This is a genomic window from Pseudomonas sp. JZ114 (genome assembly GCF_051027705.1).
Lineage (GTDB): Bacteria > Pseudomonadota > Gammaproteobacteria > Pseudomonadales > Pseudomonadaceae > Chryseomonas > Chryseomonas luteola.
In genome coordinates this window covers 268,593-284,494 of record NZ_CP069256.1, presented here as the reverse complement: position 1 = coordinate 284,494, position 15,902 = coordinate 268,593, and the positions used below count along the sequence as shown (strand labels likewise).

The window sequence follows — 15,902 nt, the reverse complement described above, 5'->3', positions numbered from 1 at the left end:
CCATTCTCAGGAGCCAGCCATGAATCCGAACGACCTCTCCACGTCCCGCCGTAAACTCATGCAAGGTGCGGCTGTCACGATTGCCGCCGCCGCAGCGGCCCCCGCCTTTGCTCAGACGGCCAATGGCAAGGCTGCAGCCGACCCAGCCCCGTTGAGCGATCCCAAGAGCGGCCATCCCCGCCCTCCGTTTCAGGAGCAAACCCAACCCTGGCCAGGGCTGGCCAGCAAGATGACGCCTCGGCCAGATCACGGTGAAGAAAGCTACAAAGGCAATAACCGCCTCGCCGGCCGCAAGGCCCTGATCACCGGAGGCGACTCGGGTATCGGCCGTGCCGCAGCCATCGCCTTTGCCCGCGAAGGCGCGGATGTAGCCATCAACTACCTGCCGGATGAGGAACCCGATGCAAAGGAAGTGGTTCAGCTGATCCAGCAGGCCGGCCGCAAGGCGGTAGCCATTCCCGGTGACATTCGCGACGAAGCATTCTGCCGCGAGCTGGTGGACCGCGCCGTAAAGGAACTGGGTGGACTGGATATCCTGGTCAACAATGCTGCGCGCCAGCAGAGCCACGATTCGATTCTTGACCTGAGCAATGAGCAGTTCGACTGGACGCTCAAAACCAATCTGTACGCCATGTTCTGGATTACCAAGGCTGCCATTCCGCATCTGCCGGAAGGCGCTTCGATCATCAACACATCATCGGTCAATGCCTACGATCCTTCGGCCAATCTGGTCGATTACGCGTTGACCAAGGCCGGCATTGCCAACTTCAGCAAGGGATTGGCCAAACAGCTGGCAGACAAGGGTATCCGCGTCAACGCCGTAGCACCCGGCCCGTTCTGGACACCCTTGCAGGTCTGCGGTGGCCAGACCATGGAAAAGCTCAAGAGCTTTGGAGGCGACACCCCGCTCAAGCGTCCCGGCCAGCCTGTGGAAATCGCACCGCTTTACGTGCAGTTGGCTTCCACCGAGGCCAGCTATGTCACAGGTCAAGTCTTTGGCGCCTCCGGCGGAAATGGTCAGCCTTAACTGAGTCAAGCCAGCCAGGCGGTTTTGCCGCCTGGCTAACCTGCCTGGTCCGATACCGACTCGGTATCAAGTAATTGCCTCTTTTCGACGATGTTTACCCTACCGGCTATTGATTTCCTCAGGCCGTGTTCTGGCAGCCATCACTGACGCCCACCGCCTGGGAATTCGTCAGCCTTTCACTCAGGATTCTGTGATGCAGATACTCCTCAGTGGCTTTTTTTGAAACCACTCTCCAAGCACGTCAGTCTATTCCTATGAGCCCCATACGCTCGATAACGTGGGTTCCAAACGCATCGATAGCGTCGCACGGGCAATCAATCTCCCGGCCGAAGCACGTGCATTTAGCGGACCCGCCCAGTATCAAGGCACCTTGGACTGCCTCGTGATCAACCAGGGATGGATGAGCGTCACGGCTTAACGTGCAAAGAGAAATCTATGATAAAAACCCCATCATCCCTCGCCTCGCCTGCAAATGCAGAGCCTTCGACAACAGACTCCTCGCCTACCAACCACAAGCGCAAGATGCAGATCATCACCACGATCTCAACCTTTGGCGGCTTGCTGTTTGGGTATGATACTGGCGTCATCAACGGCGCGCTTCCCTTCATCAAGGAAGACTTTGGCCTCACGCCTTTTTCTGAAAGTCTGGTGGCGTCTTCCCTAGTCTTTGGCGGTGCCATCGGTGCCGCTATCAGCGGCCGCCTCTCCGACGCCCGTGGCCGACGCAAGATCATCCTCTTGCTGTCGATCATTTTCATCCTTGGCACATTGGGCAGCACCCTTGCGCCCAACGCCGAGATCATGGTGCTGGCCCGCTTCATCCTGGGGCTTGCCGTTGGTGGTGCCTCGGTCACCGTTCCGGTCTACCTGGCGGAGATGTCGCCTGCGCACAAGCGCGGGCAGATGGTGACGCGCAATGAACTGATGATCGTGTCGGGCCAGTTACTGGCCTTTACCTGCAACGCTGCGATCGCCCATTTCTTCGAGGGCAGCCATATCTGGCGCTGGATGCTGGTCATTGCCACGCTTCCAGCCGTGGTGCTCTGGCTAGGCATGCTGGTCATGCCGGAAAGTCCCCGTTGGCTCGCGTCCAAAGGCCGCTTCGGCGAAATGCTGCGTACGCTTAAAGAGGTTCGCGCCGAGCACCAGGCACATAAGGAGGCCAAGGAAGTACGCCAAGCCGCGCAGGAGGACTCCAAGGCCAAAGAGGGTAGTTGGGAAGACCTGAAAACGCCCTGGATTCGCAAGATCTTTCTGATTGGTATAGGTATCGCCGTCGTGCAGCAGATCACCGGCGTCAACTCGATCATGTATTACGGCACCCAGATCCTGAAGGAGTCCGGCTTTGATACGCAGGCTGCGCTCACAGCCAACATCGCCAATGGCGTGATCTCCGTACTGGCTACCTTTCTGGGCATCTGGCTACTGGGCCGGGTCGGCCGCCGGCCGATGCTGATCACCGGCCTGATCGGCACGACTACGTGTCTGCTGCTGATCGGTCTGGTCTCGATGAACATGGCGCCAGGCACGGAGCGCGCGTTTATTATCCTGGGCCTTACGGTCAGCTTTCTGGCTTTCCAGCAAGGGGCCATCTCACCAGTGACCTGGTTGATGCTGTCTGAGATCTTTCCCATGCGTATCCGGGGCCTGGCCCTGGGCTTTACCGGCGGCGTGCTATGGCTGACCACATTCCTGGTAGGCTTTTTCTTCCTGCAGTTGGTGGCGTGGTTCAGTATCTCCACGACGTTCTTCATGTTCTTCGCGTTCGGCCTGCTGGCCATTGCGTTCGTGGTCCGTTATTTACCCGAGACCCGGAACAAGACGCTGGAAGCCATTGAAGAGGAGTTCAAGAAGGCCTGATACGAAAGGTTCGCAAGGGGCCTATATGGCCCCTTTTATTGACGGTCGGTCCGGGATATTCCCTTGCCTTCTCCAGCTCCAATAAAAGACGATGTTGACGGGTAGTAGTCACCGGGACAGGCGAATGAGTGCACACGTGTTGCAGGACGAGCTGTTTTCCACTTTCGACCCCAGGGAGCGACTCGATAACCAGCGGAGCCGCCTCGACGAGGCATTGGCCGCGCTGGATGAACACCGCCTGCTCAACACGGCGCCAAAGGCGCTGATCGATTACTTCATCGCGGTCTATCGGATCGAGCCGCCGGCGCTGCGTCGCCATGAGTGGCAGGCTGAAACCGATGACCATGCGGATTTCGAGGGCAATGCGGCCAGCCATCGACTCGATATCGATATACCCTTCGATGGCGACGCGGAGTGGTTTGGCGCACAGGCCGGTCCCTGGGCGGGTACGTCAGGTACAGTACGGATCAGCGGGCAATCCCTGATTCTGACCTTCGAGATCAAGCGCGGCGCGGAGCAGGCCGCACGCGCGCTGATCGACCGTGAAGTCAACGAGATCGAAAAAGCGCTCGCCTGGATTCGACAGGAAGTGAATGCCTACAACGACAGCCTGTCGGCTACCGTGGAGACGGTCATCAACACCCGCCGCACGCGGCTGCTCTCCCATCAGGCCCTGGCGCAAACGTTGGGTATTCCACTGCACAAGCGCTCCGACGGTCCACTGGCACGGCTTACGCCTGTTTCACAGGAGCAGCTGTTTCCTGAGCTCCCTCGCATGGGCCATGGGCCCGACTTGCCGGAGCCAGCGCTGAGCCGTGATCAGCATGAGCAGATCGTGGAAACCTTGCAAAGCGCCATTACGCTGCTGGCCTACAGTCCATCACTGTTCGCCACATGGAATGAGGCGCCGTTAAGAAACTACCTGGGTATTGCACTGAACGGCCAGTTCGAGCGCCCGGAAACAATCGAGCCCTTTGTGCCTGTCGGCTATAGCGCACTTGGCCTGCGTCATCGGGAGCGGATCGCCTGTCTGGCCGACTGCCTGTTTTGGAAGAGTGCCGAGGCGTATCGGGAGCAACTTGACTACCTGCTGGCCCATCCGTTGAGCCGGGAAGCTCGGCTTATCCTGCTGGTTTTTTATAGAGGTCAACGGCTGACCCGAACGATCAACGATGTCCGTGCACAAAACCGTGCTCATCCCGCTTACCAGGAGGCGCCGGAAGAGCAGCCTGAGCACGGTAGCGAGGTAACGCTCCGCCTGCCTGATGACCCGATGCGAACAATCCGCCTCACCACACTTGTCTTCAAGGCGCCCAAGGCCCAAAACAACGTTACTACCCCCCACCGCAAACCCCATAGAAAGGCCGAACCGAATCGGACTCAGATCGGATTCGATTTTTAAATCGTTTTAAGCACGTTATGGTTACGCGCACGACGTGTTGAGACGCGCGCTTGCTGTCCTATAAGGACGTAACTCGTACAGAGGGAATTGAAATGAAAAGACCCTCGCTGCCCTTGTCCTGCTTTCAGCTGCACATGCGTTTGCGGCAGACTCGGCGCCAAGCGACAGCTCTGTCCATGAGCTGCTGATGGTGATCAATACCTCACAGTTGATCGACTCATCGATTAGCCAGATGAACAGTTATTTCAAGGCCGTTCTTGAGCAAGGCCTGCCGGGCAAGACGCTGACTGCCGAACAGCAGAAGATCGTCGACAATATGCAGCGCAAGAGCCTGGCCGTTATCTAGAAGGCGCTGTCATGGAAGAACATGGAGCCTGTGATGACGGACATCTATAAGAAGTCCTTCAACCAGCGCGAAATGAAGTTCTACCAGTCTTAAGAAGGGCGCTCAGTGGTGACCAAGATGCCCATTGCCATGCAAAACAGCATGCAGGCTATCCAGGCCAGCACGATGAACATAGCGCCCGAATTCAATAAAATCATTGCGGACGGGAAACAGCAACTCATTGCACTGGATAAGGCACAGCCTCCGGCTAAATAAGCCCCCCTTTCCGGGCCGCTCCTGCCGGGAGCGCGAATCTCATACTCTTTGCGCAGCAATAGAGCTTTAATCGAAGAATTGCATTCCCGCATAGGGTTTGACACGGCACTGCGCCAGGCGTGTTGCCAGGGTGCCGACATGCAGCTCCAGCTTGTGCCCATCCGGATCGAGAAAATAGAACGAGTCGCCCTCGCTGCGGTTGTCTTTCCAGACGTCAACGTCGTGCGTCTTGAGCCGATCCATGAAAGGCCCGAAGTCAGGCTGGGAGATAGAAAACGCATAGTGCGTGTAGTCTGCTCGCGGTCCTTTCACAATAGCGTCCAGAGAAAGGCACAACCATAGCGATCCCAGCTCCAGATAAGCACCTTGCGCCCATCGGGCAACCAGCCGACCACCCAGCAGCGCCTGGTAAAAGGTAACGCTGCGGTCCAGGTCGCTCACGGCCAGGGTGAGATGATTCAGGCCGGTGAGCATCTCAGGAGGTTGCCGTACGACGCATCCCGATATGCGGGATGTCATCTTCAAGGTAGATGTCTGTAACCGGCTCGAAGCCGTAGCGGCCGTAGTAATCCTGCAGGTGCGCCTGGGCAGATAAATAGATGGGAAGACCGGCCCAGTGCGTCTCGCAAAAGGTCAGGCCCTGCTTCATCAGCTCATGCCCCAGCCCGCGACCCCGTGCGGCGGGCGCGGTTACGACGCGGCCAATCACTACTTGCCCGTCATGCAGTACCGGATCCAGCACTCGCAGATAAGCCGCCAGCGTATCGCCTTCCCAGCCCATGAGGTGATAGGTATTGCCGGTCAGGTCCTGGCCGTCCACCTCCTGATAAGGACACTTCTGCTCTACCACGAAGACCTCGGTACGTAGCGCAAGAATGGCATACAGGGTCTGAACGGTGAGATCGGTTTGCGGTGTGGCGATCCAGCGGATGGACATGGGCAACTCCCGGACAAGGTAATCGCCGCATTGTCGATCACCTTGTTCTCAGGCACCAGTCCTATACCGGCAGCATTTCCTGGCTAGCTAATTCTGCCTCCAGTTCGCGTGCCACGGCTTTCAGGTCCAGCAATGTAGCGCGCCAGCGATTGAGGCCGGAGCCAATGCTTACCAGCGTTCGCGCCCGCTGCCCAACGGAGAGGGAATCACCTGTCGGGGTTTGCCAACCCTTTTCGAGCATGCCGGGATCGAAATCGTTGAACGTCTCGATCGCATCGATCTGGCAGACCGCAAAGCCAAAGGTCATTGCCTCGCCAGTCACTAAAAGAATACGCGAGCTTTCGGTTGCCTCACGCGGCGACGAATTGATCAGGCTGCTCAGGCAGATCAGCGAGACCTGTTGCCCGCGAACGTTGATCATCCCAATCAGATGTCCTTGGGCTTGCTTGAGACGCATGAACTGCGTGGGGATATGAAGAATCTCATCCACCTGATGCAGCGGCGATGCAAACTGGATACCGGCCTCGTATACCAGACACGCCTGCCGGGATCGCGCCTTGGGCACGATACTGGAGGCCTCGCTGCTGCGGCCCTTGGCGTTTTCAAAGATTTTGGAAAACGCCTGGATATCCTTGCGACGCAGCAGCGCCGTATGGTTGAGCAGCAACGCATCATGGCCATCTTCGCCGCTCATGACCCCGGAAAACATGGCGGGGTGCTGCAGGCCGAAACGCGGCATAGGCACAAGATCGTCCGGGTTGCGCCGCATCATGGCCAGAAGTTCGGTAAAGGCAAAACCAAAAGCATGGCCGTTGGCTGTCATGACCAGCAGCTGTTTTTTGGTCTCGCCGGGGACCTCTTCAAGCCCTAGGATGCGGGAAAGATTGAGCACTGGAATCGGGGTACCCCGCAGCTCCGTGACACCCAGGCAATACTCACTCTGAAAGAACGTCGTATCGATCCGGGGATGTTCGACCAGCTCACTGACTGCCGTAGCCTCCAGGCAGAACCGGCGACCATCACAGCCCAGCAGTATGTAATGCTTGAGCTTGAAGCGAGCCGTACGGCCGCGCTCACGCAACTCCTGTGCATGATCGAAGGCCATGAACAACTCCGGCAGCGACGCCAGCGCCTCGATATCAAGCAGGTAGATGATGCGCTCGCCCTGGCTGCCGCCCATGAAAAGGCGCGGCAACAAACCCTGTCCACGTTTGTGGGTGCCCAGTTCGCTGAGTTGCCTTTCATCGATGTGGATGACATCCGCCACGGCGTCAATCCCAATCCCAAAACGTCCTTCCTGATGATGCAGGAGTGCCACTTCGCTGGGCATTCCGTCCTCCCCAGCCGGTGTGAGCCCGAGCAGCACGTGCAGGTCCACCAGCGGGACCGCGCGGCCCCGCAGGCTGAACACACCACGCATGTAAGACGCTACCGGAGGGCGTGGCTGTATCTGGTCAGGCCAGCGCACTACCTGTTGCAGGGCCGATGCCGGAATGGCGATCTCGATGCCACCGACACGGACTACTCCATATGCGCTGCCAGTCATGATGGCGGTCATCCACGCGGTCCAACACCGGACGTGACGTTATTGAGGTCACGAATCAGCTCGTTCACTTCACCTGCCGTCGTCAGCTGGTCGCCCGTCGAGGCGTTGATGGCATCGATGGAGCGCGTGGTACGCACTACACCCTTGGCGATACGCTCGAAGGCTTCGCCTACGCTTCGAGAGATTTCATTACCCACCGTGATGCGCTTGGAGGACTCCTGAATCAGCTTGTTGATCTCCTTGGTCGCCTGGGACGATTTCTCGGCCAGCTTGCGCACCTCGTCCGCCACGACCGAAAAGCCCAGGCCATGCTCGCCCGCCCGCGCCGCCTCGATGGCTGCGTTGAAGGCCAGCATGTTCGTCTGGCTGGCGATGTCGCTGATGACCTGAATGATGTCCTGGATGTCCTCAGCAGACTTGGCAATAACGGCCATAGCTTCAACGGAGCGCTTGAGCGTCTCGGCGCCTTGGGCGGCCTCTTCCTGCGTCATGCGCGCCAGCCCATTTGCCTCCCCGGTGCTTTGGGCAATGTGGTTGATCGATTGCGTCAGGTTTTGTACGGAGCTGCTCATGGCTTGCGTCTTGGCCTTGACCAACTGCTCCATTTCCACCTGCTGGGTAATGTCTGTCGCAAACTTGATAACTTTGTATGGCTGGCCGTCGGCATTGAAGATCGGGTTATAAGTCGCCTGGATCCAGATCTTCTGTCCGAACTTGCCCAGGCGCATGTAACGGTCGCTGAAGAACTGCCCCTGCCCCAGACGCTGCCAGAAGTCCCGATACGCGGTTGAAGTGACGTAATGCTCCTCACAGAACATGCGGTGGTGCTTGCCGACGATCTCTTCCAGGCGATAGCCCAGGGTCGACAGGAAGTTCTGGTTGGCATGGAGAATGTTGCCCAGCAGATCGAACTCGATGACCGCCTGGCTACGATCAATGGCCGCAATCTTGCCTTCATACTCGGCACTCTTGATCTGCAAGGCCGTGATATCAGTAGCGAACTTCACGATTTTGTAAGGCTTGCCCTCGGCGTCCAGGATCGGGTTATAGGTCGCTTGAATCCAGATTTCACGCCCTTCCTTGCTGATGCGCTTGTAGACCCCTGTGTCGAACTTACCACGGCCAAGCTTTTCCCAAAGCAGATGGTACGCAGTGGAGTTGGCATGTTCTTCGTCACAGAACATGCGGTGATGCTTGCCCTTGATCTCTTCCAGGCTATAGCCCAGCACAGACAGGAAATTATCGTTGGCCCGCAGCACATGGCCGGTCAGATCGAACTCGATAACCGCCTGGGCGCGTTCGATAGCATTGACCTTGCCCTGGTGGTCGGTGCTGCGTAATACAGCCTCGGTCACATCGGACGCGAACTTGACCACCTTGTACGGTTTGCCTTCGGCATTGAAAATCGGGTTGTAGGTCGCCTGAATCCAAACCTCCCGGCCGCCCTTACCCAGGCGCTTGTACTGCCCTGCATCGAACTCGCCGCGGCCAAGCTTTTCCCAGAACTGGCGATAGGACATGCTACTGGCGTATTCGGCATCGCAGAAGATCCGGTGATGCTGCCCGGCGATCTCCTCAAGCCGATACCCCAAGGCGTCGAGGAAATTCTGGTTGGCGCGCAGGATGGTGCCATCAAGGTTAAACTCGATGACGGCTTGGGAGCGATCAATCGCTGACCAGAGTGAATTGAACTCCGCCGCCTGGGCGTCAGCGTTGAAGTCTTGGGGGGCATTCATTGGATTTCTCTCCGGTAGCATTCGTGGGCAAAAAACCGCCCTATGGTTTTTGCGATAACGATGCTATCGGCTGAGCCGGATCCGGCTTGATACTACCGCCTATTATTTTGTCGCCCCGTCACTACCCCTTGTCCAACAGCGTACCCAGGACTCTGAATAAAACCTGAACAAGCCCATATGTTAGCCAGCCAAGCGGCTGAGTAGGTCCTTTCCAGGCCTATAGTCCGCCCCGTCTTCAATCGTGGAGTTTCTCTTGGCTTCTCTTGGACTGTTGTCCGTATAGCCGATTGCGCATCGGTAACTGATGGCAAGGCCCACCCAGACATTTTCTGCCACTGCCCTTGCCGTTCGAGCCGATAGTGGCATTGGTCGACCACGCAGATCAGAACCAATCCCTGTCGACACCTTATCGTGAGCAATGCCGTAGCCGATGTGGGTCTTCATGCGTCCCCATAATGCCTACGCCCCGCCCGGACAGTGACCTGCGCTCGCCCATTGAACGCCGGGGCAAAACGCCATTGGCAGGGCGGTTATATGCGTCTGGAAAACATCAAGCCGCAAGATGTCCGTTTCACGCTATACATTGGCTTTTTAGCGCTATCCCGAAAAGCATAATCGGGTTAAGTTCTAACCTGTGATATTTAATATGTATGCATTAAATATTTAGTTGAATATATTATTCAAACCAATGCTTAACTTATCTTGAAGCAGAGCAAATTTACCTTACACATTTATTAAGACTGCATCCCATTGATTTCGAATAAAAAAGCCCGCCCTTAAAGCGGGCTTTTTTATTTCACAAAGATATTAAATAGCTTCAAAAAAGTGCCAAGCGCACCAAGTTAGAGCAGCAAATTATACTTATGGATGAACATATCCTTATATTTTAACGCCAACACCTTAAAACATAAGGAATATATAAAGCTGGCATATCCATTGCTCTCGTATTCATATCGTTATATAGCCCTCGGAAACTTCCATGAATACGAAGATATTGGTAGATAGTCGCGCGCCAGGCAGCGCTCTGGGCACTCGCTGGTTTCAACTGGCCGCAGGCGTTGTCTGCATGATGGCCATTTCAAGCCCGCAATATGTCTGGACATTGTTTACGGCGCCATTGACCCAAAAGCTGGGTGTCTCACTGGCTCAGATCCAGATTACCTTTTCCATTCTGATCGTCCTGCAAACGTTTTTCTCGCCAGTACAAGGTTTTCTGATTGACCGTTTCGGCTTACGCAAACTGATCGCCTTTGGTTGTGCCCTCACAGGGCTGTCCTGGATTCTGGCAAGTCAGGCCAATTCACTCGCCATGATCTACCTGACCTACGGCCTAATGGGGGGCTTGGGAACCGGCATCGTGTATGTGGGCATCGTTGGCTTGATGGTTCGCTGGTTTCCTGATCACCGGGGGCTGGCAGCCGGTGCGGTTGCCGCAGGTTACGGCATGGGTGCGATGATCACGACCTTTCCCATCAGCAATAGCCTCGCAGCGGCTGGCATGGAAAATACCCTGGTCACCTTTGGTCTGATCCTAGGGATTGTCGGCCTGCTCGCCGCACAGTTCCTGCGCCAACCGCCAGCCGAGTTGGCAGAGCGGATTGCCGACACCAGCCCTGCCTCCAGCACCGCACCGGACATTGCACCCAAGGCTATGCTCAAGACGCCGCTGTTCTGGCTCATGTTTGCCATGTTCGCGATGATGTCGACCTCAGGCCTGATGGTAACGTCGCAGATGGCCAGCTTTGCCAAGGATTTTGGCATGACCGGTGTCATGGTCTTTGGCATGGCTGCACTGCCGCTCGCAATGACCATCGACCGTGTCTGCAATGGCCTGACCCGCCCGCTGTTTGGCTGGATCTCGGACCGATATGGCCGCGAAAACACTATGGCCTTCGCCTTTTTCGCAGAAGGCATTGCCATGACCCTGTGGCTACTGACCAGCGATAACCCTGTGCTGTTCGTATTGCTCTCCGGTGTAGTCTTCCTGGGCTGGGGCGAAATCTTCTCCCTGTTTCCCTCCACCCTGACCGACACCTTTGGCACCCGCAACGCCACGACCAATTACGGTTTCCTGTACATGGCTCAAGGGATCGGCTCCATCTTTGGCGGTCCGATGGCCGCCCTGCTCCACCAGTCCACAGACAGCTGGATGCCGGTGTTCGCCGTGGCCATCAGCTTTGACCTGATCACAGCGGCCCTGGCCCTGTTCGTGCTCAAACGCATGCGCCGTCAATGGCTCGCCAAGAACTCCAGCGTCGCTTAACTGAAGTGGCTGGGAGGCTCCAGATAAGCGGAGTCTCCCCCTCTGCTCTCCCGGCGGGACCCTTTGTTCGTCAAGGAAAAGAAGAATGCTTAATACCACTGTTGCTGCCCGCGGAATTGCCGTCGCTCCTCACAGTCTTGCTGCTCAATCGGCCCTGGCCGTGCTGCGTGAAGGTGGCAATGCCATCGAGGCCATGGTCGCCGCGGCGGCCAGCATTGCCGTTGTCTATCCCCATATGAACAGCCTGGGTGGGGATGGCTTCTGGCTGATCGTTCCGCCTGAAGGTGATCCGGTTGCCATTGATGCCAGCGGCCCGGCAGGCAGCCACGCCACCCTCGAGCACTACGCGGGTATGGATCGTATTCCAACACGCGGCCCGAAAGCCGCGCTTACCGTTGCGGGCACAGTTGGTGGCTGGCAGGAGGCGTTGGCGGTTTCCGGGGAGCTGGGCGGTAAGATGCCATTACCACGCCTTCTGGCTGATGCCATCCATTACGCCGCAGACGGTATTCCGGTCACGCTGTCCCAGCATCTTGCCACCTCCAGCAAGCGGCACGAGTTGGAGTCTGTTCCCGGCTTTGCCGAAACCTTTCTGGAAAATGGCGAGGCACCCGTAGCCGGAAGCCTATTCAGACAACCACGACTGGCCGCCACCCTGCATCAGCTGGCGGAAGAAGGGCTGGATACCTTCTACCGTGGCGCCCTGGCAGCCAGTATCGCCCATGATCTGGAGGCGCTGGGCTCTCCTGTTTCACGCAATGATCTGGCCGCCTACTACGCCCGCCGGGTAAAGCCACTGGCGCTTCAGCATAGCGCCGGGATGGTCTACAACCTGACACCTCCATCCCAGGGTCTGGTTTCCCAGCTCATTCTTGGCATTGCCGACCACGCCGGGCTGGACAGCTGCACGGCCGACAGCGCCGAGCACATTCATACGCTGGTCGAGGCGACCAAACTGGCCTTCCGGGTACGCGATGAGCACATTACCGACCCCGAGCACATGACCATCGATCCACAAGCGTGCCTCACCCCCGACTATCTTGAAGGACTGGCCGCGGCCATCGACCCGCAAAAGGCGGCGCCCTGGGGCGAAGGCAAAGGGCCGGGTGATACCATTTGGATGGGCGTGATCGATGGGAACGGGCTGGCCGTTTCGTTTATCCAAAGCATCTACCATGAGTTCGGCAGCGGTGTGGTCTTGCCAGCCAGTGGTCTCAACTGGCAGAACCGGGGCGCATCGTTCAGTCTGGACCCCAATCATCTGCTGGCCCTCATGCCTGGCAAGAAGCCCTTTCACACCCTCAACCCCGCCGCGGCACGGCTCCAGGATGGAAGAACCCTGGTGTACGGCACCATGGGTGGCGATGGCCAGCCGCAAACTCAGGCAGCGGTTTTCAGCCGCTACGCCATCTTCAATCAGCCGCTCCAGCAGGCAGTCACTGCGCCCCGCTGGCTGCTGGGTCGGACCTGGGGTGAAAGCACCGATACGCTCAAGCTCGAGTCCCGCTTTACGGCAGACGTGTTCGAGGCGCTGCGCGCGCGCGGTCATGACGTGGAAAGCCTGCCCCCCTTCAGCGAGACCATGGGCCATGCCGGTGCGGCCGTACGCCATCCGAGCGGTGTGTTCGAGGGCGCGTTTGATCCCCGTAGCAACGGCGCGGCAGCAGGGTACTGATATGAAAAGACCGGGCCTGGCCCGGTCTTTTTTCGTCTGTGTTACTGGAACTGACTGCGGTTTTCCGGTGTGATCAGCTTGAAAGGCACCCAGTTCGCAGGCTCGACCCGCTCACCCCGGATCATGTGCAGTGCAACCTCTACGGCACCGTTGGCTTGCCCTGCCGCATCCTGGAGTACGCTGACGGTCAGCTTGCCCTGATCCATCAACTTGAGCGCATCGGGTGTGCCGTCGATACCGCCGATCAGGTAGTCCTTGGGATTCTTGCCTGCCTTCTCCAGCCCCATCACAGCGCCGATAGCCATCTCATCATTATTTGCGGCGATGATGTCAAAGCTCACGCCTTGCTTGAGCCAGTCCATGACAGTGCTCGCCGCCTCGCTACGCTGCCAGTGGGCAATGGTCTTCTGTACGATCTTCATGTTCGGATATTTGGCCACAACGTTCTCTACGTCTTCGGTACGAATTTTCGAAGCCTTGTTGCCTGGATCGCCAACCAGAATAACGACGTTGCCCTTGTAGTTGGCCCGGCGCGCCAGCTCTTCCATTTGCAAGGTGCCTGACTCGATCTCATTCGAACCGACGAACGCAGTCTGCGGCGCCCAGGCGGCTGGTTCGGGATTACGGTTGATGAAAACCAGCGGAATCTTCGCCTCGTTGGCGAGCCGGGTCATTTCCGGTGCGGTTTTCATGTCCACCACGGTCACGATAATGGCATCCACCTTAGAGGCGATCAGGTTGCGAATCTGTCGCATCTGCAAGGTGCCGTTATCCTGCGCATCCTCCATAAAGACATCGGCCTCCAGACTGCTGGCGTGGCGCTGTACGTTATTGCGCAGCAGGACCTGGAAGTTGTCGTTGTTCTTGGCGACACCCACGCCGATCAGGGGCGTGGCGGCCTGGGCCAGACTGCTCAGGAGCAGGCCGGCACTGAGTAGAGAGGTCATCCAGTGTTTCATGTTCGCCTCACACGCTGAAATGATGAAGTAGCCGACGCTGCACCTGAGCCATTTCGGACAGGTCCTGGCTGCTTTGTGCGGTACGCTCGGCACCCTCGGCGGCCAGCTGGGCCGCATCGTTGATGTACGTGACCATGCGGCTGGTTTCCTGCACGGTCGCGCTTTGCTCTTCAGTGGCCGCCGCGATCTGGATGTTCATGTCACGGATGCTGTTCACCGCGCTGCTCATGGAGCCCAGCAGCTCATCTGCGCCGGAGGCCAGGCGAACACAGTCGTTGGACTGGGTCTGGCTCTCGTTCATGACCTTCACGACCGAGTGGATCTTGCCCTGCATCTGCTCGATCATCTTCTGGATCTCGCTGGTGGAGGTCTGTGTACGACTCGCCAGGGAGCGCACCTCGTCCGCCACCACGGCAAACCCACGCCCCTGCTCACCGGCGCGCGCCGCCTCGATGGCCGCGTTGAGGGCCAGCAGGTTGGTCTGCTCGGCGATGGTGCGAATCGCATCCACAATGCCATCGATCTGCTTGCCGTAGCCCTGAAGCTCGTCGGTTTCCAGCGAGGCCTTGTTGATCTGGTCGGCCTGCAGACGAATGCTGCTGATGGTTTCGGCGACGCGCTCCTGCACCTTACTGGTCAGCTCATGGGTGTCGTCTACCGCCTGACGGGTATCGTTGGCCCGTCTGGCGACCTCATGCACGGTACTTTCCATCTCGGTCATGGCCGAGGCGGCAGAGTTGAGGCGATCACGCTGCTCATCCACGGCACGCGTGGTGCGCTCGCTGATCTCGGCATTACTGTCCGCCGTCTGCGCCAGGCTGTCGGCTGAGCGGGTCAGCTCACGCAGCGTGTCCTGCAGGGAGGCGGTCAGCTCGTTCAGATAGCCGCCCAGCTCGCCAAACTCATCCTTGCGGGAGACATCGAAGCGCACGCGCATGTCACCGCTCGTGACCTGCTTGAGCACCTCGCGGAAGGTTGCCAGCGGACGCCGGATACTGTGCGCGACCCAACCACCGATCAGGACGGCAGCCAGAACAGCCAGGACGCAAGCGACCAGCAACAGGCTGCGGCTGGTGGAAATGGTCGAATCGGCACCGGCCTTGGCACTGTTGGCCACGGCAACGGCCTGACTGCCAAACTCAGCGATCTTGCCCAGCACGGCTTGCAGATTGCCGTCTACAGCCTGACGCTGGGCTGCAACCTGCCCTGCCAGCGCTGCGTCCTGCTGGTAGATGTAGAAAAGGCCATCGTTAGCGGTCAGGTCCCTTAACAAATGGTTCACCATCACCGTCACAATCCGGCCAGTCCGACCATCCTGCGCGACAAACACCTTGAGTCGATCACGGATGACCTCATCCTGAAGCGTCAAGGCGCGTTTGAGCTTGTCGATATCAGAAACAGCCGCATGCCCGGCGAACTGGTCATAGGTCTTACCGATTTCCAGCAGCAGCGCCTCGGCAGCGGCTGCACTGTCAGTGGACCCATTGGCACGCTGCCTGGCCATGTAATCCCGCAGCATATTGGACAGCCGCGTGCCTTCCTGAGTCGCAAAACCTTGCAGCGTACGGGCCTGGATGTTCAGGGCAACCTGCTGGCCGTGCAGCTTCATCAGCGTGGCAGCCTGCTCGGCATAGGCCGTGCTCAGCTCACGCTGCTGAGTCAGGTTTTCCTTGAGTTCGGGACGATCGTCAATGTAACGCACCGTGGTTCCCAGGAGCTCATTGAAACGCCCCAGGCTATCATCGAAGGGCTTCTTGCCTTCGGCAATCTGTTGGCCGTCACGGCTGATAAGAACGGCCAGTACAGCCTGATTGGCGCGCAAGATATGCACGTTGAGCTCACTGGCGGCCTGACTGAGCGGCGCCGATTGCCCGGTAATGATGGAAAGCCGGTCAC

13 protein-coding genes and 1 pseudogene are annotated in these 15,902 nt (G+C 58.1%); 7 read left to right on the top strand and 7 right to left on the bottom strand.

Features of this window, described 5'->3' with window-relative positions; translation table 11 throughout:
* The first annotated feature begins 19 nt into the window (after window positions 1–19).
* From JQR90_RS01405 to JQR90_RS01385, 5 genes are all read left to right on the top strand, one after another.
* Window positions 20–1,027 carry an SDR family oxidoreductase gene (locus JQR90_RS01405; RefSeq protein ID WP_010796620.1) on the top strand — a complete coding sequence of 336 codons (1,008 nt, stop codon included), beginning with the start codon at window positions 20–22 and terminating at the stop codon, window positions 1,025–1,027.
* Between the two features lie 435 nt (window positions 1,028–1,462).
* Window positions 1,463–2,887: a sugar porter family MFS transporter gene (locus tag JQR90_RS01400; RefSeq protein WP_010796619.1), complete on the top strand. Its 1,425-nt coding sequence runs from the start codon at window positions 1,463–1,465 to the stop codon at window positions 2,885–2,887.
* Window positions 2,888–3,011: 124 nt separating this feature from the next.
* A complete protein-coding gene (locus tag JQR90_RS01395) occupies window positions 3,012–4,289 on the top strand; it encodes a hypothetical protein (RefSeq protein ID WP_010796618.1) in 1,278 nt (425 codons plus the stop codon).
* A gap of 187 nt (window positions 4,290–4,476) precedes the next feature.
* Window positions 4,477–4,635: a hypothetical protein gene (locus tag JQR90_RS01390; RefSeq protein ID WP_010796617.1), complete on the top strand. Its 159-nt coding sequence runs from the start codon at window positions 4,477–4,479 to the stop codon at window positions 4,633–4,635.
* Between the two features lie 117 nt (window positions 4,636–4,752).
* A complete protein-coding gene (locus JQR90_RS01385; protein ID WP_434156952.1) occupies window positions 4,753–4,890 on the top strand; it encodes a hypothetical protein in 138 nt (45 codons plus the stop codon).
* Window positions 4,891–4,956: 66 nt separating this feature from the next.
* Here the strand turns inward: JQR90_RS01385 and fos are convergent, their stop codons facing one another.
* From fos to JQR90_RS01365, 4 genes are all read right to left on the bottom strand, one after another.
* Window positions 4,957–5,364, bottom strand: a complete 408-nt coding sequence (fos, locus tag JQR90_RS01380) for a fosfomycin resistance glutathione transferase (protein ID WP_010796615.1) — start codon at window positions 5,362–5,364, stop codon at window positions 4,957–4,959.
* A gap of 1 nt (window position 5,365) precedes the next feature.
* Complete coding sequence (locus JQR90_RS01375) at window positions 5,366–5,827, bottom strand: GNAT family N-acetyltransferase (RefSeq protein ID WP_010796614.1); 462 nt, start codon at window positions 5,825–5,827, stop codon at window positions 5,366–5,368.
* A gap of 61 nt (window positions 5,828–5,888) precedes the next feature.
* Window positions 5,889–7,373, bottom strand: coding sequence for a chemotaxis protein CheW (locus JQR90_RS01370; RefSeq protein WP_177325219.1), 1,485 nt, complete (start codon window positions 7,371–7,373; stop codon window positions 5,889–5,891).
* Between the two features lie 8 nt (window positions 7,374–7,381).
* The gene (locus JQR90_RS01365) at window positions 7,382–9,109 is read right to left on the bottom strand and encodes a methyl-accepting chemotaxis protein (protein ID WP_010796612.1); all 1,728 of its coding nucleotides are present in this window, start codon (window positions 9,107–9,109) and stop codon (window positions 7,382–7,384) included.
* 979 nt (window positions 9,110–10,088) lie between these two features.
* Between JQR90_RS01365 and oxlT the strand changes: the two genes are divergently transcribed.
* Together oxlT and JQR90_RS01355 are read left to right on the top strand one after the other, a co-directional pair.
* Window positions 10,089–11,372, top strand: a complete 1,284-nt coding sequence (oxlT, locus tag JQR90_RS01360) for an oxalate/formate MFS antiporter (RefSeq protein ID WP_010796611.1) — start codon at window positions 10,089–10,091, stop codon at window positions 11,370–11,372.
* An 85-nt stretch (window positions 11,373–11,457) separates the two neighbouring features.
* The gene (locus tag JQR90_RS01355) at window positions 11,458–13,047 is read left to right on the top strand and encodes a gamma-glutamyltransferase family protein (protein WP_286790108.1); all 1,590 of its coding nucleotides are present in this window, start codon (window positions 11,458–11,460) and stop codon (window positions 13,045–13,047) included.
* Between the two features lie 41 nt (window positions 13,048–13,088).
* Here JQR90_RS01355 and JQR90_RS01350 read toward each other — a convergent pair whose 3' ends face one another.
* The 3 genes and pseudogenes from JQR90_RS01350 to JQR90_RS01340 all read right to left on the bottom strand — a co-directional run.
* Complete coding sequence (locus tag JQR90_RS01350) at window positions 13,089–14,006, bottom strand: substrate-binding domain-containing protein (RefSeq protein ID WP_434140309.1); 918 nt, start codon at window positions 14,004–14,006, stop codon at window positions 13,089–13,091.
* Between the two features lie 7 nt (window positions 14,007–14,013).
* Entirely contained in the window at window positions 14,014–14,718 is a 705-nt protein-coding gene (locus JQR90_RS01345; RefSeq protein ID WP_407363422.1) for a methyl-accepting chemotaxis protein, read from the bottom strand.
* 198 nt (window positions 14,719–14,916) lie between these two features.
* Window positions 14,917–15,291: pseudogene (locus JQR90_RS01340) on the bottom strand (methyl-accepting chemotaxis protein); the annotation flags it as partial.
* Window positions 15,292–15,902: the final 611 nt, after the last annotated feature.